Below are 19978 nucleotides of genomic sequence, written 5' to 3'. Positions count from 1 at the left end.
CATCGAGCAGGACGGCGGCGGTGCCGACGTCTTCGCCCACTACTCGAACATCGCCACCTCGGGCTTCCGTGAGCTCCAGGAAGGCCAGAAGGTGACCTTCGACGTCACGCAGGGCCAGAAGGGCCCGCAGGCGGAGAACATCCTCCCCGCCTGATCGCCGGACGCGACTCACGCAGCCGGGACCCGCACCATGCAGTCGCAGGTGCGGGTCCCGGCTTGCGCTGTCCTCAGGCCCAGAAAGGCTGCTGCATGACCCGACCCGACCGCACGACCACCCGCAACCGCCCCGCCCGCGCGGCGACGTCGCGCCGCGGCGCGAAGAGCACGGCACCGGCGTCCCCGCCCCCGCCGCGGGAGTTCGCACCGCCGAAGACCCTCACCCCCGCGCTGCCCCCGGTCGCGGGCTTCGACGACCTCGACATGCCGGCCGCGCTCCTGAAGACGCTCACCGCGCAGGGCGTCACCGAGCCGTTCCCGATCCAGGCCGCCACCCTGCCGAACTCCCTCGCCGGCCGCGACATCCTCGGCCGCGGGCGCACCGGCTCGGGCAAGACCCTCGCCTTCGGGCTGGCGCTGCTCGCCCGCACGGCGGGCCGCCGCGCCGAGAGCAAGGCCCCGCTCGGGATGGTCCTCGTGCCCACGCGCGAGCTCGCCCAGCAGGTGACCGACGCGCTCACCCCGTACGCGACCTCCGTGCAGCTGCGCATCGCCACCGTCGTCGGCGGCATGTCGATCAGCCGGCAGGCGGGCGCGCTGCGGCGCGGCGCCGAGATCCTCGTGGCCACGCCCGGCCGTCTGAAGGACCTCATCGAACGGGGCGACTGCCGCCTCGACCAGGTCGCCGTCACCGTCCTGGACGAAGCCGACCAGATGGCCGACATGGGCTTCCTGCCGCAGGTCACCGCGCTGCTGAAGCAGGTCGAGCCGGACGGGCAGCGCATGCTGTTCTCCGCGACGCTCGACAAGAACATCGACCGGCTGGTGCGGATGTTCCTCACCGACCCGGTCGTGCACTCGGTCGACCCCTCCGCCGGCGCGGTCTCCACGATGGAGCACCACGTCCTGTACGTCGCCGACGAGACCGACAAGAAGGCCGTGACCGTGCGCATCGCGGCCCGCGACGGCCGGGTGATCCTCTTCCTGGACACCAAGCGCTCCGTGGACCGGCTGGTCAAGCGGCTCCTCGCCAGCGGCGTGCGCGCGGCGGGCCTGCACGGCGGCCGCTCGCAGCCTCAGCGCAACCGCACCCTGGAGCAGTTCAAGGACGGCCGGGTCACCGCGCTCGTCGCGACCAACGTCGCGGCCCGCGGCATCCACGTCGACGACCTCGACCTCGTCGTGAACGTCGACCCGCCCACCGACCACAAGGACTACCTGCACCGCGGCGGCCGCACCGCCCGCGCGGGCGAGTCCGGCAGTGTCGTCACGCTCGTCCTGCCCGAGCAAAAGCGCGACATGACCCGGTTGATGTCCCACGCGGGCATCACGCCGAGCGCCGCCCGGGTGAAGTCGTCCGACGAGGAACTGGCCCGGCTGACCGGCGCCCGCGAGCCGTCCGGGGTCCCGGTCACCATCGAGGTGCCGCAGCCGGCCCCGGCGGCCAGGTCCGCGCAAGGGGGCGACAAGCCCGCCCGCCGGCGCCGGCCCCGCCGCAGCGGCCAGGGCACCAGTGCGGGCGCGAGCACGCAGGCGAGCCCCAGGCGCCACCGCGCCGGCGGGTCCGGCGGCTCGGCCCGCGGGGGACGCCGCACGGCCGCCTGACGGAGGACCGCTCCCGGGTGGGCGGCACCGGAGCGGGCGGCGCTCGGGGGCTCGTGCCACGGGAGTCGGTGCCCGGGGACCGTTGCTCGGCGGGCGGCGCTCGGGGGCTCGTGCCACGCGGGCCGGCGCTCGGCGTTGGTGCTACGGGGCCGCGCTGCCCGAGGCGCCACCCGCTGGGGCGTTCGCCAGGGCGCGGCCCCCGCCGGGTGTGACGTGCACCAGGCGTGGCGTCCACCGGGTGTGACGTGCACCGGGTGTGGCGTCCGCCGGGTGTGACGTGCACCGGGTGTGGCGTCCGCCGGGTGTGGCGTTCGCCAGCGGGAGGCGTGCGGGGCTCTGGGCAGGGGGCGTCGGGGCGTCGCCGCCGCGGCGGTCACGTCACGGCCCGCCCCCGCCGGGCTCCGGCAGGGAGCCCAGCACCTGCCGCGCCTCGGACATGACGCGCCGCACGAGCTCCTCGCAGCTCGGCAGGTCGTCGATCAGCCCCGCCACCTGACCCGAGGCCATGACGCCCAGGTCGGTGCGGCCCTCGACCATCGCGGCCCGCAGCAGCACGGGGGTGTTCGCGGCGAGCAGGACCTGGCTCCAGGCCAGGTCCTTGCCCCGTTTCAGCGCCAGCCCGTCGCGCACCATCCGCGGCCACGACAGGCCCGACAGGCCACGGAAGCGGGCCGCCCGCCGCACCGCCGCCGCGAGGGCCCGCACTCGGCCCGCCCGTTCCAGCGAGGCGACGAAATCGGTGCGGAGCATGCGGTGCGGCAGCCCGTCGACGGCCCGCGTCACCGTGATGTCGTCGACCGTCGCCGCCAGATAGGCGGCCTTCACCGGACCGGGCACGGGCGAGTCCGACGTGAGCAGGAAGCGGGTACCCATGGCGATGCCCGCCGCGCCGTAGGCCAGCGCCGCGACCAGCCCCCGCCCGTCGTGGAAGCCGCCCGCCGCCACCACCGGGATGCCGACGGCGTCCACGACCTGCGGGAGCAGGACGGAGGTGGCCACACCGCCCGTGTGACCGCCGCCCTCGGAGCCCTGCACGAGCACCGCGTCCGCACCCCAGGCCGCCACCTTCTCGGCATGGCGGCGGGCGCCCACGGACGGGATCACGACCACACCCGCGTCCTTCAGCTCGGCGATCAGGTCCCGCGACGGCGCGAGGGCGAACGACGCCACCCGGACGCCCTCGTCGACGACGATCCGGACCCGCTCGCGGGCGTCGGCCGCGTCCGCCCGCAGGTTCACCCCGAACGGCGCGTCCGTGCGGGACTTCACCTCCCGCACCGCCGCGCGCAGCCCCTCGGCCGTCATGGTCGCCGAGGCGAGGATCCCGAGGGCGCCGGCCCGGGCGGTGGCGGTGACCAGGCGGGGCCCGGCGACCCACCCCATGCCGGTCTGGACGATGGGGTACGTCACGCCGGTCAGCTCCGTCAGTGCCGTCCGCACGGTCACCGCACCTCACGCTCGCGCGCGCCGTCCGGGTCGAGGACCTCCCGGACGATCCGCAGCTCCTCGGCGGTCGGCTCGCGGGTGTGCGGGACGTCGTCGCCGCCGGCGAGCGGGAAACCGGTCGCCGCCCGCACCCGCTCGACCGTGACGCCCGGATGGAGCGAGGCCAGCCGCATAGAGCGGTCGGGCGTGGCGAAGTCCAGCACGGCGAGGTCGGTGACCACGCGCGGGATGCGGTGGAAGGGCGCGGAGCCCGGCGGGACACGGTCGTACCCGACACCGCAGACCATGTCGACGCGCTCCACGAAGACGCGCGGGGAGTGGCGCGGGACCCAGTAACTCGTCGGGTGGTTCAGGGTGTTGACCGGTGCGCCGCGCACGCCGAGGAGCTGGCGGGCGGGCCGGGACCGGTCACCGATGCACGAGATGTTCTGGTTTCCGTACCGGTCGAGCTGGCTCGCGCCCATCATCACGTGCCGCCGCCCGCCGGCGACGAGCGCGAGGTGGTCGCGGTACGGCAACCAGCCCTCGACCGTGCCGTCGGGCCGGACGAGCAGCGCCTCGCCGTCGGTGAGCAGCAGGTCGGGGGAGAAGGTGAGGCGGGCGAGACGGGCGCCCAGGGACGGGATCAGCCCCATGGGGCTGGCGAGTACCTCGCCGTCGCCGCGCCAGGCGTCGGCGCAGGCGATGACGCAGTACTCGGCGCGGGACACGGTCACTTCTCCTCCTCGTGCCAGGCCCGGACGGCCGCCCGGTAGGCGCCCTCGCCGCCCGCCAGGAACCGGCCGGCGAACGCGGGCCAGGGCGTGGTCGCGTACAGCCGCTGGAACGCCTCGTCGCGCGCGTAGTCGGGCGCGCAGGAGGTGAAGTGCGCGCCGTTCGGCGCCTCGACGACGCCGGTGACGTACTGCCGCTGGATCAGCAGGGTCTGCGGTGCCGCGTCCTCGGTGAGCGCGGCGGTCGCGACGCACTGCTCGCAGGAGACGTACGCGGTGTCGGCGGCGCGGCAGAACAGGTCGTCGAAGTACGGGTCGGGGCCGAGGTACTGGCCGTTGCCGAGCCGGTCGGCGCGGTTGACGTGGACGAGGGCGGCGTCCATGCGCAGGGCCGGGACGGCGACGAACTCCTCGCCGTCGTCGTACGGGGAGCGGACCGTGCGCAGGCCGGGGACGGCCCGCATGACGTCCGAGCCGAGGCCGGCGCGGGCGGGGAGGAAGGGCAGGCGGTTCGCGGCGGCGTGCAGGCCCCACAGGAACATCGCCTCGTCGAGCTCGGTGAGGGCGAGGGCGCCGCGCTCGCGGGCCGCCCGGAAGTGCGGCTCCAGGGGGAGGGAGTCGAGGGTGACGAAGGCGGCGACGAGCCGGCGGATCCGGCCGGCGGCGGCGAGGAGGCCGACGTCCGGACCGCCGCACGAGATCACGGTGAGATCGGTGATCTCCGATCGGAGCAGTGCTCTCACGAGGGTCATGGGTTTGCGGCGGGAGCCCCAGCCGCCGATGCCGATGGTCATGCCGCTGCGCAGTCGCGCCACGACCTCGTCCGCCGTCATGACCTTGTCCGTCCCGCCCCGGTCGCTCGCGCCTCGGTCCCTCCCGCCCGGGTCGGTCCCGCCGGGGTCCGTCCTGCCCCGGTCGCTCGCGCCCCGGTCGGTCCCGGTCCTCTCGGTCATGCCCCTGCCCCTCGTGGCTCCGTCCGCCATGGTCCGTCCGTCGTGGTCCGGTGGTTCGTCGCCCTGTCCGTCACGGCCGGCTAGTCCTCTCCCGTCCCGGCGGCCCCGAAGGTGCCGCGAACGCGGTCGGCGACCCCGCTCAGGGCCGCCTCGAAGGTGAAGCCCTGCTCGAAGCGGTAGCTGCGGCGCACGTCGACCGGGTCGACCCCGTTGATCGCGGCCTTGGCGAGCCGCAGCAGGTACCCGTCCTTGCGTGCGATCTCCCGCGCCAGCTCCAGTGCCGCCTCCCGCAGCCCCTCGCGCGGCACGACCCGCCAGACCGATCCGTGGGCGTGCAGCTCGGCGGCGGTGGCGGTCCGCGAGGTGAAGTACAGGGCCCGCATCAGGTGCTGGGGGACCAGGCGGGCCAGATGGGTGGCCGCGCCCAGCGCGCCCCGGTCGAGCTCGGGCAGCCCGAACACGGCGTCGTCGGAGGCCACGACCGCGTCGGCGTTGCCGACCAGCCCGATGCCGCCGCCGAGGCAGAAGCCGTGCACCGCCGCCACCACCGGCACCTCGCACTCGTACACCGCCGCGAACGCCTCCGCGCAGGCGCGGTTGACGCCGAGCAGCGCGGTGCGTCCGGTGTCGTCCCGCTGCAACTCCTTGAGGTCGACGCCCGCGTTGAAGCCCCGGCCGGACGCCGCGAGGACCACGCAGCGCGTGTCCGGGTCGCGCCCGGCGGTGCGCACGGCGTCGGCGAGCCCGTACCAGCCGCGTACGGGAAGGGCGTTGACGGGCGGGACGTCGACCTCGACGACCGCTACCCCTTCGCCGGGGTTCGTGGTGGAGACACCCATGAGCCGATCAGCTACCTTTCCACCAAACGTTTGTTAGGCGGAAGGTAGCAGCGGATGGAGCTGGACGGGAGGGTCGCGGTCGTCACCGGCGGCACGCGCGGCGTCGGCGCCGGCATCGCGCGGGCCTGCCTGGCGGCGGGCGCCCAGGTGGTGGTCTGCGCCCGGCGGCCACCGCCGCGGCCGGTGCGGGCGGCCGGCCGGCGGGCCGAGTTCCGCCCCCTCGACCTGCGCGAACCGGCCGCCGTACGGGACTTCTTCGCGGACGTGGCGGCCACGCACGGCCGCCTCGACGTCCTGGTCAACAACGCGGGCGGCACGCCGTACCGGACGCTCGCCGGCGGGAGCGCCGAGCAGCACCGGCGGGTCGTGGAGCTGAACCTCCTCGCGCCGCTGACCGCCTCCCTCGCCGCGTACGAGCACCTGCGCGCCGCCCGGGGCTCGATCGTGATGGTCGGCAGCGTGAGCGGGACCCGCCCGTCGCCCGGCTCGGCGGCGTACGGCGCGGCCAAGGCCGGCCTGGACCACCTGGCCCGCTCGATGGCCGTCGAGTGGGCGCCCGGCGTACGGGTCAACACCCTGCTCCTCGGCATGGTCCGCACCGAACTCGCCCGTCTGCACTACGGCGACGAGGAGGGCGTCGCCGCCGTCGCCCGCACCGTCCCCCTGGGGCGGCTCGCCGAGCCGTCCGACGCCGGCGACGCGGCGGTCTTCCTCGCCTCCGACCGCGCCGCGTACATCACCGGCGCCTCGCTCCTCGTCCACGGCGGCGGTGAACGCCCCGCGTTCCTGGACGCCGCGACCGCCCGCCCCCAAGGAGACCCGACATGAACCCCACGGCCGGACTCTGCGCGGGCCGCGTCGTCGCCGTCACCGGCGCCGGCCGCGGTCTCGGACGCGCCCACGCCCTCGCCTTCGCCGCCGAGGGCGCCCGCGTGGTCGTCAACGACCTGGGCGTCGGACTCGACGGCACCCCGGCCGCCGACAGCCCCGCCCGGCGGGTGGCCGCGGAGATCCGTGCCGCGGGCGGCGAAGCCGTCGCACACGGCGGCGACATCGCCACCACGGACGGCGCCGCCTCGCTCGTCGCCACCGCGCTGGACGTCTTCGGCGGGCTCGACACCCTCGTGAACAACGCGGGCTTCCTGCGCGACCGCATGCTCGTCAACCTGGACGAGGACGACTGGGACGCCGTCGTACGCGTCCACCTCACGGGCCACTTCCTGCCCCTCAAGCACGCCGCCGCGCACTGGCGCTCCGAGACGAAGGCGGGCCGCGAACCCCGGGCCCGCGTGGTCAACACCGGTTCCGGAGCCGGTCTCCTCGGCAGCGTCGGACAGGCCAACTACGCGGCCGCCAAGGCGGGCATCCTCGCCCTCACCCTCGTCGCGGCCGCCGAACTCGCCCGCTACGGCGTCCAGGTCAACGCCGTCGCCCCCGCCGCCCGTACCCGCATGACCGAGCGCACCTTCGCCGCCACCATGGCCGCCCCGCGCGACGGCGGCTTCGACGCCATGGCCCCCGGGAACGTCTCGCCGCTCGTCGTCTGGCTCGGCTCCCCGGCCTGCGAGGGGGTCACCGGACGCGTCTTCGAGGCGGAGGCGGGCCGCATCACCGTCATGGACGGCTGGCGCCGCGGCCCCACCACCGACCGGCCCGGCCGCTGGACCCCCGCCGCCGCCGGACAGGCCGCCCGCTCCCTCCTGGCCGCGGCGCAGGCACCGCTCCCGGTGTACGGCACGACGTAGCGGGCGTCGTCACGGTGCGCCGTCTCGATGCGCCCCGCGGTGCGTCGTCACGCCGCGTCCTCACGGTGCGCCGTCGCGATGCGCCGTCACGAGGCCTCCCCGCGGCGCGTCTTCGCACGGCGTCTTCACAGGGCCGGGCGGGGCCATCAGCATGGGGGAAGCGCATGGGTGGGGCAGCCCGTACGCGGGGGCCCGTACGAGCACATCCCGTACGAGGTACGAGGGGGCGCGGATGCTGATGCGGGAACGGGCGGGGAAAGCGGCGTGGGGGCTGGTCGCGGGCAGCGCCTCCACATGGGGCGCCGCACAGGTCACCCGCGGGGTGGAACTGGACGGCCCGGCCGCCCGGCAGGCGGCGGTCGTGCTGATCGTCCTCGCGCTGGCGAGGCTGGCCCACCTGCCGGTCCTGGCGCTGAAGCACGGACTGCCCCGGCTGGGGCGCGTGGGCGCCGTACGCCGCCACGAAGCGGCCGTGGGCTGCACGGTCACCGCCGCCATGGTGGGCGGCGTTCTGGTGGCGGCACCCCTCCTGTGGTGGCTGGCGGAGGCCGTGTGCGGACTGCTGGACCTCCCCCTGCACATCTCCGGCGCCCGGCCCCTCGTGGTCGTCGCCCTGGCCGACCTGTTGCTCGGCATGGCCCTCACCGCACTGCGCGGCCCGCTCACGGCGGAGGGCAGGGCGCAGGGCGCGGCGGGCCGGCTCGGCCGCCTGGCCGTGTCCTTCGGGGTGCTGTGGCTCCTGACGGTGGCGCTCGACGGCATCCGGCCGGACACCGACGCGTGGTGGCGGACCCTTCTCGCCATGGCGGCGCTCGCCGTCCTGTTCTCCCTTCTCGGCACCGGGTTCACGGTCTCGCACGACCTGGGGTGGCCCGCCCTGCGGCAGATCGTGCTCCGGGTGCTGCCCTTCCTCGCCGTGGGCTCCGTCGCCGGCAGCGCGCTGATGCTGTGGCTGGTCTCCTGGTTCAGCACGGCACTGCGGCCCACCCTCCACGTCTCGGGCTTCGGCACCTTCCTGCTGGGCGGCCTCGTGACGGCGGCGCTGATGTGGGCCGCGGGCCTGCCGTTCTTCCTGCGCGGCCTGCGGCGCCGGGGCCTGAGCCTGCGTGCCGTACCGCCGAGGGGCGGGGCGTACGGTCCTGACGCCCCGTGCGGTGCCGTGCGCCGCCTCTCGGTGCGGGGCACCGGCTTCGGCTTCCTCTGGCCGCAGCCCCGCCCCGCCGCCGCCCCGGCCCCCGACCAGGCCCGCGGCCGGTCCCGTGACCCGGGCCCCGGCCCAGGTCCGCGACCCTGACCTGACCCGGCGGCGGCTCCGGAACCGGGCGCGGACCCCCGGCCCGACCGGGCCTAGCGGTGTCCCGGGCCCGCCAGGTGCCGGGCGAGGAACGCGCGCACCCGGTCCCGCACCAGGGGCACCGACACGGCCGGGTCGAGTGCGCCGACCAGCCTGACCCGGTCCTCGGAGGTCATCAGCCCGGCGGCCTGCAACTGCGGTACCAGAGCGGCGTAGTCGGTGAACACCGCGTGGTCGGCGTGGTCGACGCGGCAGCGCCGGACGAGGCCCCCCGAGCGGGCGGCCACGGCCGACCACGAGGGCTCCAGCGCCTGCCCGTGGCGGAAACCGTCCGTCCGCACCAGCAGAAGCGGCCGGTCCACCCCGTCCCGCGCGACCGGGAACAGCTCTCCCGTCCCGCCGGGCACCTGGGCCGGATGGTCCAGGTAGCCCTCGAGGTTGATCGCCGCGGCGATGCGGCGGTCCTCGTACAGCGCCTGGGCGGCGGTGGTGCCGCCCGCCGAGTGGCCGTAGACGCCCACCCGGCGCAGGTCCAGCGCCCTGCCGAGATGCTCCGGCAGGGGACGCCCGGCGGCATCCGGGTTGCCCCCGGCCGCCAGGACCGCCAGCCGGTCCAGGACGAACCGGACATCCGCGACCCGGGTAGCGATCGCGGTGCGGAAGAGCGAGGGGTCCGTCCGCGGATCACCGACGAAGACGGTGGTGCGCAGGGGGTCGTCCCGGTACGCCGTCGTGCCGGGGAACTCGACCTCGCTGGCGTCCCCGGGGTGATCGATGGTCACCACCACGTACCCGTGGCTCGCCAGTTCCTCGGCGACCACGGTGCCGAGGGTGCGGGCATGGCCGCCGCCGGGGCTGTACAGCACCACCGGACGCCGCACGGGCTGCGCGGGGGCGCCCGCGTGCGCATGGGTCAGGGTGGCCGCCCAGTCCACCCCCGCATCCGGCAGCTCCGGGTGCTGGTAGACGGGGACGAACCCCGCGAAGGACTCCGCGGCCTTCCGCGTCATCTGCGGCGCCCGCGGGTAGCCCCGGACGGTACGGGCCGGGTAGAGGACGGTGGCCATGACCTCCCGTACGGGAACCTCCGGGTTCCACGGGTCGCGCCGGTCGTGGTCGACCAGGTACAGGGTGGTCACCCCGACCCGGTGGCGGCCGGTCGGCGCCGGCAGCGTCAGGACGACGTCCTCCCCGGCGTGCGTCCGGGCCCGGGCCCGTGCCGCGTGCTGCGCCCCCGGCCGCGCCTGCGCGGTACCGCCGGCCCCGCCGCTCAGCAGCGCGGCGGCCAGTACGGCGGCCGACCTGGTCACGGTCCGCCGGTCCATGGTGCCTCCGGACATGATGTTCTCCTCGTGCGTCGTACGTCGTGCGCCGGTGTCGTGTGCGTGCATGCTGACGGGCGACGCGGAGCAGGGGCGATCATTGAGGCCCTGCCCGAAAAGATGGCGCACAGCCGCCGGGGGAGCGCAGCAGGTGATCCGGATCCACTTCACGGCCGACGACTTCGCACGCGTGCGGTTCCCCGCCCGCCCCGCCCCCCTGCAGGAGCTGAACACGGCCTTCCTGCGGCTGTTCCGCCCCGGCGGCGACCTGCTCATCGGCCGCTGGCGGCAGCGACTGCTCCGCTCCCTGCCGCCCGCCGCCGCACCGCTGGCCGACCTGGTACCCGCGGCCGTGGCGCCGCGCTTCCTCGATGTGTTCGGCGACGGCCTGGAGGACGCGCTGGACGGCGTACGGGCGGCCCGGCCCGCCTTCGTACGCTCCGAGCTGGAGCGGGCGTACGCCCATCACACCGCGCCCGTCCCGCCGTGGATCCGGGGCCTGCACCGGGGCGACGCCGACGCCTGGCAGCGGTTGCGCGCGGCGCAGAGCGCGGCCTTCGGCACGGTCCTGGGGCCGGTGTGGGACGTCGTGCGGGACCTGCACCGGGCGGAGTTCACGCGCCACGCCGTGGCCGTGGCCGAGCACGGCGTCGGCGCCGCGCTCACCGGGCTCGTCCCCGGCAGCCGGCTGCGCGGCGGGGTGTGGGAGTGGGAGGCGGCGGGGCAGGACGCGCCGGGGGAGCGGGACATCGAACTGAACGGCCGCGGCCTCCTCCTGCTGCCGACCTTCCACTGGACCGGCCACCCGCTCCTCGCCGACCTGCCCGGCGGCCCCCTCGGTGTGACCTACCCCGCCGGTACGGGCCTGCCGCCCACGCCGTACGGCCCCGGCGGCCCGCACGAAGCGCTGGCCGGGGTGCTCGGCCGGACCCGCCTGGACATCCTGCTGCTGCTCGCGGAGCAGCACACCACCGGCGGGCTCGCCCGGCGGCTGCGGGTCAGCGACGCCACCGTCTCCGCCCACACCGCCGCCCTGCGCGCCGCGGGCCTGATCACCACCGTCCGCGCCGGCAAGTCCGTCCTGCACGAACGCACCGCCCTGGGCGGCCTGCTGACGCGCGACGGCGTGCCGGTCCGGGAGACCCTGCCGGCCGCGGAGGTCGTGCCGCCCGCGGACAGCGGCGTCCGGGGCGGTCGCGTCCGGGGCGGCGGCATCCGCGGCGGAACCCGCGGCGGAACCCGCGGCGGCCGGTGAAGGCCGCCTTCACCACCTCCCCGAAACGTGCGGATCGCGTCAACATGGCGCCGGAGCACGGGCGTTGACCGCCAGGATGAGCCCATGCGCATCCCCCCACGTATCAGCATGCTCGCCGCCGCCACCGCCCTGCTGCCCGCACTGCTCGCGGGCCCGGCCGCCGCGAGCGCACCCGTACGGCCCGACCGGCAGGACGTCGGCCACATCTGCCTGACCGCCCTGCCCGCGCAGGCCCACGACACCCTCGACCTGATCGACTCCGGCGGCCCCTACCCCCACCCCGAGGACGGCGACGTCTTCGAGAACCGCGAGGGGATCCTGCCGCGCCACGACCCCGGCTACTACCGCGAGTACACCGTCGTCACCCCCGGCTCCCCCGACCGCGGCGCGCGCCGCGTCGTCACGGGCGCACCGGAGGAGGACTACTACACGGCCGACCATTACGCCTCCTTCGACCTGGTCGACCACGGCTGCTGACGGCCACGGCCGCTCACGACCAGCGCTGTTGACGGCCACGGCTGCCGGCGCGGCCGGGGCCGCCGGCGACCACGGCCGCCGGACGGCCGCGCCGTCTCAGGTGTCGCACTCCAGCACCGTCCGGCACAGCCCGCACCGGGCGCGCACCCGGCCCCGGACCGGGACGCGGATGCGCTGATGGCAGGTGGGACACGGGAAGGAGACGCGCAGCCCGGGCCCGCCGGGCCCGCCGCCGCCCTCGAAGGCGTACGGCACCTCGGAGGCGGCGGACGCCGCGGACGCGGCGGGCCGGACATGCGGGCGGTCCTGCGCGGCACGCCGGTCCCTGGCGTACCGGTGGCGGCCCGCCCGGCCCGCGGCCGTCAGCGGGGGCCGGCGGCCGTCGCGCAGCGCCTCGTCCCGGCCCCGGGTGTACGCGGTGTACGCCTGCGGGCTGGTGAACCACGGCGACGGGTCCTCGCCGAACGCCAGCGCGCGCTTGGCGAGGACGTACCCGAACTCCTCCGGCGTGAGGTAGCCCAGCTTCTGGCTCGACACGCCGTCCTCCCGGTAGGCGTCCAGCAGCAGCCACCCGGCGCCCAGATAGGTCGTCGCCGTGTCCGTGAGGATCTCGTTGTCCCGCGTCCCCGGGAAGCTCAGGTCCAGCCGGTGCAGCAGCACGTGCGTGATCTCGTGGGCCAGCGCGGCCCCGATGTCCCGCCGGTGGGTACGGAAGCGGTCGTTCAGCTCGATGAAGTACTCCGGCCCGGCCGCCAGTTCGACGCTCGCCGCGTGCTCCATCTCCCGGAAGCTCACGATCATCCGCGCCTCCGGCAGCCGCAGCTGCTGCACCAGCGCGCGCGCCACCCGCTGCGCCCCCAGGTGCAGGTCGTCGACGTCCGCGAAGGCCACGTCCGCGGGGGCGACGCTCGTGCCGTACGCGTACAGGCCCTCGGCGCTCAGCCGCCGGTACACCGCCGTGATCGCCTCCCGCACGGTGGCGAGGTGCGGGTAGCCGTGCACGACCTCGCCGCCCACACTGCCGTTCGCCACGTCCCGTACCCCCAAGCACGACGCCGACCCGACCTGCTTCAACTGTACGGCGGCCCCTACGGGCGGCCCCTGAGGCGGCACGCGCGGCGGACGGGGGAGGGGCGGGCGGGAGGCGGGCGAGGGGCTGGGTGGCCGAAAAGACGCTCTTGTGGCGCCCGAGATCACCTCCGGACAATCGGAGCCAAGCCTTGACGAGCCCATGTCACCGAACTGCCGGGTGGCACCGGACCCGTCTCGTGCGCACGGCTCAACCCCCCACGAAAGGCAGACACTTGAACAAGCTTCTTCGCACCTTCAAGAGATGTGCGGCGGCAGGCGCCGTCATACTCGCCGCGATCAGCCTCCAGCCCCTCTCCTCCGCCCAGGCCGCACCCCAGCCCGTCGTCGGCGGCACCCGCGCCGCCCAGGGCGAGTTCCCGTGGATGGTCCGGCTCTCCATGGGCTGCGGCGGCGCGCTCTACACCCAGCAGATCGTCCTGACCGCCGCCCACTGCGTCAGCGGCTCCGGGAACAACACGAGCATCACCGCCACCGCCGGTGTCGTGGACCTGCAGAGCACCAGCGCCATCAAGGTCAAGTCCACCAAGGTCCTCCAGGCCCCCGGCTACAACGGCAAGGGCAAGGACTGGGCGCTGATCAAGCTCGCCCGGCCGATCAACCTGCCCACGCTGCCGATCGCCACCACCGCGGCGTACAACAGCGGCACGTTCACCGTCGCCGGCTGGGGTGCGGCCCGCGAGGGCGGCAGCCAGCAGCGCTACCTGCTCAAGGCGCAGGTTCCGTTCGTCTCCGACGCCAGTTGCCAGCAGTCGTACGGCAACGACCTCGTGCCGGGCGAGGAGATCTGCGCCGGCTACGCCCAGGGCGGTGTCGACACCTGCCAGGGCGACTCCGGAGGCCCCATGTTCCGCAAGGACAACACCGGGGCGTGGATCCAGGTAGGCATCGTCAGCTGGGGTGAGGGCTGCGCACGGCCCGGCTACCCGGGCGTCTACACCGAGGTGTCCACCTTCGCCGCCGCCATCAGGTCCGCGGCCGCCACGCTCTAGGGCTCGTCCGCCGGATCGGGCCGCGTGAGCCCGGCAGGATCCGGACGACAGGCTCCGGCCGACCGGGGGAGGGGCCGCTCCACCAGGAGCGGCCCCTCCTGCGCGCACCGCTGCGCCAGCCGCACGGAGCCCCCCGCGGCGCCCTCCACCTCCAGCACCCACACCTCGTTCGCGCCCTCCCGCAGCACGGGGCCCGGCACGAACAGCGACTCCTGCGGGCCCGCGTTCCAGTACCGTCCCGGGCAGAAGCCGTTCACCCACACGAAGCCCCGGGTCCACCCCGGCAGTTCCAGCGCCGCGTCCCCGGGCCCGGACACCTCCGCGACCGCCCGGTACAGACCCGGCCCACCTCCCGGACCGGGCGGCTCCACCGGCCCTCCCGGACCCCCCGCCCCGCCACCGCCCGCAACCGGCGTGAACGGCACCTTCGCCACCGCCTCCGCCGTGAACGCGTCGAGCCGCAGCCCCCGCGCCAGCACCCCGTGCACGTACTGGCGCTCGTGCCGCACCCCGCCCGTGATGCCTTTGCTCTCCCCGAGCCGCGGTCCGTAGTTCACCCGGCCCAGCGACTCCACCCACAGCTCCACCGTCGCCGGCCCCGCCACCGGCTCCGGGAGCACCGCCTCCTCCGCATCCAGCACACCCGCGCGCACCCCGTCCACGTACACCACCGCCCGGTCGCGGAGCCCCGCCACCGACAGCGGATACGCCCGCCGCGGCCCCGGTAGCCGCAGCCGGTAGCGCACCAGCCCGCGGTCCACACCGAGCTCCTCGAAGTCCGGGGGCACCGGACCCTCCCGCTCCTCGTCGCCCAGCGTCTCCAGTACGCGGTCCAGGGGCGCCCACTCCACCACCGTGGCCCGCACCGGCGCGGCCAGCCGCGCGGGCGGCGGCGGCACGTCCGGCAGCGGACCCGCCGCGTACTCCTCCAGCACCGACCGGAACGCCCAGAACTTCGCCGTCGGCAGCCCCGCCTCGTCGACCGGCGCGTCGTAGTCGTACGACGTCACCGTCGGCTCCAGCGGACCGTCGTGCAGCGGACCCGACCGGTTCGCCCCCGCCCAGCCGCCGAAGTTCGACCCGCCGTGCGCCATGTACACGTTGACCGACGCCCCGCACTCCAGGATCTCCCGCAGTACCGCCGCCGCGTCCTCCGCGTCCCGCACGGCATGCCCGTCGCCCCAGTGGTCGAACCAGCCGCACCAGAACTCCATGCACATCAGCGGCCCCCGCGGCCGGTGGCGCCGCAGCACCCCGAACGCCTCACACGCCCTTGACCCGAAGTTCACCGTGGCGAGGACACCCGGGACCGACCCGCCGGTGAGCATGTGGTCCTCGGGCCCGTCCGACGTGAACAGCGGCACGGTCACCCCGCACGCCTGCATCAGATCCGCGACGTACCGCAGGTAGCCCCGGTCCGATCCCCAACTGCCGTACTCGTTCTCCGCCTGCACCATGATCACCGGGCCGCCGCGGCCGATCTGCCGCGCCACCACCTGGGGCAGCAGCGTCCGGAACCAGCGCGTCACATGCACCAGGTACTCGGCGTCCTCCGTCCGCACCCGCCGCCCCAGCCGGCCCGTCAGCCAGTGCGGCAGCCCCCCGTTCTCCCACTCGGCACAGATGTACGGGCCCGGCCGCACGATCGCCCACAGACCGGCCTCCCGCACCGCGTCCAAAAAGCGGCCCAGGGCCCCCACGTCCCGGTACCGGCCGGGCTCCGGCTCGTGCAGGTTCCACGGGACGTACGTCTCCACGCAGTTCAGGCCCATCGCGCGGAGCATCGCCAGCCGGTGACCCCACTGCTCCTCGTGCACCCGGAAGTAGTGCAGCGCACCCGACAGCAGCCGCACGGGCCGCCCGTCCAGCAGGAAATCCTCGTCACCCACCGTGAAACCGGCCACAGCGCCACCCCTCTTCCGGTCACGTTCCGCGACCCACTCTCGCCCTCTGGCGGCGGACCGGTCCATGGACGAGGATCAGCGCTGTGTGGACGCAAGGACGAGGCGGGCACGGGGGCGGGGAGGCCGAGGGATGTACCACACCTGGATGCGCTTCTTCACGCCCGGCCCCCAGCACCACCGCCTGGGCCTGGTCTGCCTCGGCGTCGGCCTCCAGCACGGCACCCTGCCCGCGGTCGGCCCCCGCACCCTCGACCACCACGTCGCCGTCGTGATCAACGCGGGCGGCGGCTGGTACCGCTGCCCCGACGGGCGGCGCCTGACCGTCACCGCGCCCGCACTGCTCTGGCTCACCCCCGGCGTCCCGCACCACTACGCACCCCACCCGGTCACCGGCTGGGACGAGGGCTTCGTCGACTTCACCGGCCCCGTCACCGCCACGTACACCGAACTCGGCTACATCGAGCCCGACCGCCCCCTCGTCCCGCTCGCCGACGCCGGCCCCGCCCGCTCCGTCATCGGCCGCATCGCCCGGGCGGCCCGGCCCGGCAACCCGCTCCTCGAGGTGGAGACGTCCGCCGCCGTCCACGAACTCCTCGTCGCCCTGCGCCGCGCCCGCGTCGGCACCGACGCCGACGGCGACCCCGTCCTCGAGGCACTCGCCCGCGACGCCTGCCGGCCCCTGTCGGTCGCCGAGCACGCCGCCCGGCACGGCATGACCCCCGCCGAGCTGCGCACGGCGGTACGCCGCGGCGCCGGGTGCAGCCCCAAGGACTACCTCCTCTCCGTCCGCCTCGGGCGCGCCAAGGAGCTCCTCACCGGCACCGAGCTGCCCGTCGCCGCGGTGGCGCGCCGCGTCGGCTACGACGACCCGGCGTACTTCTCGCGGCTGTTCACCCGCCGCGTGGGCACCGCCCCGGTCCGCTTCCGCGAGCAGCAGGGACGTACGGTGCCCGGCGGGTGGAGCACCCGGGTCCCAGATCCCGAACACCCACCGACGATCGGCACCGGACCCGTCTAAGCTCGCCCCTCATGAGCACCAGCGAGATCGACGGCGTCGACGATGCCGTCCAGGCGGAACTGAACGAGCTGCGCGAAAGCATCGACAACATCGACGCCGCGGTCGTCCACATGCTGGCCGAGCGTTTCAAGTGCACCCAGCGCGTGGGCCACCTCAAGGCCCGGCACCACCTGCCCCCGGCCGACCCGGCCCGCGAGGCCCGCCAGATCGCCCGGCTGCGCCGGCTCGCGGAGAGCGCGAAGCTCGACCCGACGTTCGCCGAGAAGCTGCTGAACTTCATCATCGCCGAAGTGATCAGGCACCACGAACAGATCGCGGACGCCCCCCGCCGCCCGCGGGAAGCCTGAGTCCCGCCGCCCCCGGGGACGGCCGCGCCGCGCTCCCGCGCACCTCCGCCGCGCTCCCGCCGGAGCCGGGCGTACGGAGCGCCCGCGCCCGGCCGGGGCCCGCGCCCGCCCGGGCCCCCGCGTACCGCCGCCGCCCCCGTGCGCTCAGCCGTGAGAAGAACTGGCGTGTCCGGCGTTCGGGCATCGGGCAGCATGGGGCCATGCCCGTACTGACGCGCGACGAAGCGCAGACCCGAGCCCAGCTCCTCGACGTCCAGCGGTACACCGTCGACCTCGACCTGACCACCGGTGACGAGACCTTCGACTCCACCAGTCTCATCCGCTTCACCGCCCGCACGGCCGGGGACACCTTCGTCGAGCTCAGGCCCGCCACCCTCCGCTCCGTGACGCTCGACGGGCAGCCCCTCGACCCCGAAGCGCTCGCCGGCAACCGCTTCCCCCTCACCCTCACCGAGGGCGCCCACGAGCTGCGCGTCGACGCCGCGATGCGCTACTCGCGCACCGGCGAGGGCATGCACCGGTTCACCGATCCCAGCGACGGCGAGACGTACACCTACACCCAGCTGTTCATGGAGGACGTCCAGCAGGTCTTCGCCGCCTTCGACCAGCCCGACCTGAAGGCCGTCTTCGAGCTGACCGTCACGGCACCGGACGCCTGGACCGTCCTCGCCAACGGCATCACCACCCGCGGCGCCGACGGCCGCTGGCAGGCCGCCCCCACGCCCCGCATCTCCACCTACCTCGTCGCGGTCGCCGCCGGCCCCTGGCACTCCATCCGCACCGAGCACGCCGGCCTGCCCTTCGGCATCCACTGCCGCCGCTCCCTCGCGCCCCACCTGGACGCCGACGCCGACGAGATCCTCGACGTCACCCGCCGGTGCTTCGACCGCTACCACGAGAAGTTCGAGGAGCCGTACCCCTTCGACTCGTACGACCAGGCCTTCGTGCCCGAGTTCAACGCGGGCGCCATGGAGAACCCCGGCCTGGTCACCTTCCGCGACGAGTTCGTCTATCGCTCCGCCGTCACCGTCACCGAGCGGCAGACCCGCGCCATGGTCATCGCCCACGAGATGGCCCACATGTGGTTCGGCGACCTCGTCACCCTCAAGTGGTGGGACGACATCTGGCTCAACGAGTCCTTCGCCGAGTACATGGGCTACCAGACCGTCAACGAGGCCACCAGCCGCTTCCCCGACACCTGGGTCGACTTCGGTGTCGTCCGCAAGCCCTGGGGGTACGACGCCGACCAGCGGCCCTCCACCCACCCCGTCGCGCCCGACCCCGAGGCCGTCCCCGACACCGCCTCCGCGATGCTCAACTTCGACGGCATCTCGTACGCGAAGGGCGCCTCCGCCCTCCGCCAGCTCGTGGCCTGGCTGGGCGAGAAGGAGTTCCTCGCCGGCATCAACGCCCACTTCGCCCGGCACAAGTTCGGCAACGCCACCCTCGCCGACTTCATCGACAACCTCGCCTCCGCCACCGACCGCGACGTCCACGGCTGGGCCGAGACCTGGCTGCGCACCACCGGCATCGACACCCTCACCCCCGCGTACGACCCCGCCGCGGGCACCCTCGACGTGCACCGCACCGGCAGCCGCCCCCACCGCATCGCCGTCGGGCTCTACGACCACGACCTCGCCGACGACGCCCGGCTCGTGCTCCGCGACCGCATCGAGGTCGACGTGCCGCAGACCGCACCCGCCGCCGTCCCCGGGCCCCGTCCCGCCCTGATCGTCCTCAACGACGGCGACCACACCTACGCCAAGGTCCGCCTGGACGCCGCCTCGTGGGACACCGCCGTACGGTCCCTCTCCGGCATCCCCGACCCGATCACCCGCGCCGTCGTCTGGAACGCCGCCCGCGACATGGTCCGCGACGGCGAACTGGCCCCCGCCGCCTACCTGACCGCCGCCCGCGCGCACCTGCCGCACGAGAAGGACCTCGCGATCGTCCAGGGCGTCCTCGGCTTCGCGTCCACCCACATCACCGACCGCTACCTCGCCCCCGAGGACCGGCCCGACGCGCTCGCCCTGCTCACCGACCTCACCCGCGACCTCATCCGCCGTACCGAGGACGGCAAGGACCCCGGCCTGCGCCTCACCGCCGTACGCCACTGCATCGACGCCGCCGGACGGCCCGGCACCCTCCAGGGCTGGCTCGCCGAAGGCGCCGTACCGGGCGGACCCGACCTCGACCCCGAGCTGCGCTGGCGGATCCTCGGCCGCCTCGCCGTCCTCGGCGCCACCGACGAGGCCGCCATCGCCGCCGAACTCGACCGCGACCCCAGCGCCACCGGCCAGGAAGGCGCCGCCCGCTGCCGCGCCGCCCTGCCGGCGGCGGAGGCCAAGGCCGCCGCCTGGGAGCGCATGTTCACCGACGACTCCCTGTCCAACTACCTGTTCACCGCCACCGCACAGGGCTTCTGGCAGCCCGAGCAGGCCGACCTCGTACGGCAGTACGTGCCGCGCTTCTACCCCGACGCGGCCGCCCTCGCCCGGCGCCGCGGACCCGCCATCGCCGAAGCCGCCGGACGCCACGCCTTCCCCGCCCACGCCGTCGACGCCGAATCCCTCAGCCTGGGCGAACAGCACCTGGCCTCCGACGACCTCATCCCGGCGCTGCGCCGCAAGATCGTCGACCAGCTCGACGACCTCCGCCGCGCGCTGCGCGTCCGGACCGCGGCACAGGCACGGACCGCGTCACCGCCGCACACACCGGCGCAGGCCGCACCACTGGCACAGCCGCAGGACGCATAGCAGGCCCGGACGGCCGCGGCGTACCTCTCGCCGCGGCCGTCCTCCTTTCGGGTTGTGATCGCCCCTC

18 protein-coding genes are annotated in these 19978 nt (G+C 75.1%); 11 read left to right on the top strand and 7 right to left on the bottom strand.

Going from position 1 to position 19978, the window contains the following annotated elements; translation table 11 throughout:
* The first annotated feature begins 1 nt into the window (after position 1).
* Together IH00_RS0112710 and IH00_RS0112705 are read left to right on the top strand one after the other, a co-directional pair.
* Positions 2-154, top strand: a complete 153-nt coding sequence (locus IH00_RS0112710) for a cold-shock protein (protein ID WP_199819743.1) — start codon at positions 2-4, stop codon at positions 152-154.
* Between the two features lie 95 nt (positions 155-249).
* Positions 250-1761 (top strand): DEAD/DEAH box helicase, encoded by a 1512-nt coding sequence (locus IH00_RS0112705; protein WP_031072815.1) that lies wholly within the window; start codon positions 250-252, stop codon positions 1759-1761.
* Positions 1762-2139: 378 nt separating this feature from the next.
* Here IH00_RS0112705 and IH00_RS0112700 read toward each other — a convergent pair whose 3' ends face one another.
* From IH00_RS0112700 to IH00_RS0112685, 4 genes are all read right to left on the bottom strand, one after another.
* Entirely contained in the window at positions 2140-3201 is a 1062-nt protein-coding gene (locus IH00_RS0112700; protein ID WP_031072814.1) for an NAD(P)H-dependent flavin oxidoreductase, read from the bottom strand.
* 2 nt (positions 3202-3203) lie between these two features.
* Entirely contained in the window at positions 3204-3923 is a 720-nt protein-coding gene (locus IH00_RS0112695) for a CoA-transferase subunit beta (protein ID WP_031072812.1), read from the bottom strand.
* Positions 3920-4753, bottom strand: a complete 834-nt coding sequence (locus IH00_RS0112690; protein ID WP_031072810.1) for a CoA transferase subunit A — start codon at positions 4751-4753, stop codon at positions 3920-3922. Before IH00_RS0112690 ends, IH00_RS0112695 begins: the two co-directional genes overlap by 4 nt.
* Before the next feature lie 200 nt (positions 4754-4953).
* Positions 4954-5712 (bottom strand): enoyl-CoA hydratase family protein, encoded by a 759-nt coding sequence (locus IH00_RS0112685; RefSeq protein WP_031072809.1) that lies wholly within the window; start codon positions 5710-5712, stop codon positions 4954-4956.
* A 54-nt stretch (positions 5713-5766) separates the two neighbouring features.
* Between IH00_RS0112685 and IH00_RS0112680 the strand changes: the two genes are divergently transcribed.
* The 3 genes from IH00_RS0112680 to IH00_RS0112670 all read left to right on the top strand — a co-directional run bounded on the left by IH00_RS0112680 (position 5767) and on the right by IH00_RS0112670 (position 8751).
* Positions 5767-6540: an SDR family oxidoreductase gene (locus IH00_RS0112680; RefSeq protein ID WP_031072807.1), complete on the top strand. Its 774-nt coding sequence runs from the start codon at positions 5767-5769 to the stop codon at positions 6538-6540.
* Positions 6537-7457 carry an SDR family oxidoreductase gene (locus IH00_RS0112675; protein ID WP_031072804.1) on the top strand — a complete coding sequence of 307 codons (921 nt, stop codon included), beginning with the start codon at positions 6537-6539 and terminating at the stop codon, positions 7455-7457. The genes IH00_RS0112680 and IH00_RS0112675 overlap by 4 nt, the downstream gene beginning before the upstream one ends.
* A 151-nt stretch (positions 7458-7608) precedes the next feature.
* Positions 7609-8751, top strand: coding sequence for a hypothetical protein (locus tag IH00_RS0112670; RefSeq protein ID WP_158827793.1), 1143 nt, complete (start codon positions 7609-7611; stop codon positions 8749-8751).
* A gap of 53 nt (positions 8752-8804) precedes the next feature.
* On the opposite strand, the gene IH00_RS0112665 is transcribed toward IH00_RS0112670, so the two are convergent.
* Entirely contained in the window at positions 8805-10091 is a 1287-nt protein-coding gene (locus IH00_RS0112665) for an alpha/beta hydrolase family protein (protein WP_031072799.1), read from the bottom strand.
* Between the two features lie 133 nt (positions 10092-10224).
* On the opposite strand from IH00_RS0112665, the gene IH00_RS0112660 reads away from it, so the two are divergent.
* The gene (locus IH00_RS0112660; protein ID WP_063835365.1) at positions 10225-11328 is read left to right on the top strand and encodes an ArsR/SmtB family transcription factor; all 1104 of its coding nucleotides are present in this window, start codon (positions 10225-10227) and stop codon (positions 11326-11328) included.
* A gap of 84 nt (positions 11329-11412) precedes the next feature.
* The gene (locus IH00_RS0112655) at positions 11413-11805 is read left to right on the top strand and encodes a guanyl-specific ribonuclease (protein ID WP_031072794.1); all 393 of its coding nucleotides are present in this window, start codon (positions 11413-11415) and stop codon (positions 11803-11805) included.
* A gap of 96 nt (positions 11806-11901) precedes the next feature.
* On the opposite strand, the gene IH00_RS0112650 is transcribed toward IH00_RS0112655, so the two are convergent.
* Positions 11902-12837, bottom strand: coding sequence for a hypothetical protein (locus IH00_RS0112650; protein ID WP_031072792.1), 936 nt, complete (start codon positions 12835-12837; stop codon positions 11902-11904).
* A 272-nt stretch (positions 12838-13109) separates the two neighbouring features.
* Between IH00_RS0112650 and IH00_RS0112645 the strand changes: the two genes are divergently transcribed.
* Positions 13110-13886 (top strand): S1 family peptidase, encoded by a 777-nt coding sequence (locus IH00_RS0112645; protein WP_031072790.1) that lies wholly within the window; start codon positions 13110-13112, stop codon positions 13884-13886.
* On the opposite strand, the gene IH00_RS0112640 is transcribed toward IH00_RS0112645, so the two are convergent.
* Positions 13883-15790, bottom strand: coding sequence for a glycoside hydrolase family 35 protein (locus IH00_RS0112640; protein WP_078887708.1), 1908 nt, complete (start codon positions 15788-15790; stop codon positions 13883-13885). The two genes, IH00_RS0112645 and IH00_RS0112640, sit on opposite strands and share 4 nt — an antisense overlap.
* Before the next feature lie 130 nt (positions 15791-15920).
* Between IH00_RS0112640 and IH00_RS0112635 the strand changes: the two genes are divergently transcribed.
* From IH00_RS0112635 to pepN, 3 genes are all read left to right on the top strand, one after another.
* Positions 15921-16808, top strand: coding sequence for a helix-turn-helix domain-containing protein (locus IH00_RS0112635; protein WP_031072786.1), 888 nt, complete (start codon positions 15921-15923; stop codon positions 16806-16808).
* 11 nt (positions 16809-16819) lie between these two features.
* Entirely contained in the window at positions 16820-17155 is a 336-nt protein-coding gene (locus tag IH00_RS0112630) for a chorismate mutase (RefSeq protein ID WP_031072784.1), read from the top strand.
* A 200-nt stretch (positions 17156-17355) separates the two neighbouring features.
* Positions 17356-19911, top strand: a complete 2556-nt coding sequence (gene pepN / locus IH00_RS0112625) for an aminopeptidase N (RefSeq protein WP_078887707.1) — start codon at positions 17356-17358, stop codon at positions 19909-19911.
* Positions 19912-19978: the final 67 nt, after the last annotated feature.

Source organism: Streptomyces sp. NRRL S-118 (assembly GCF_000716335.1).
Taxonomy (GTDB): Bacteria; Actinomycetota; Actinomycetes; order Streptomycetales; family Streptomycetaceae; genus Streptomyces.
The sequence above is the reverse complement of the archived record's forward strand: the minus strand, read 5'-3'. Positions and strand labels throughout refer to the sequence as shown.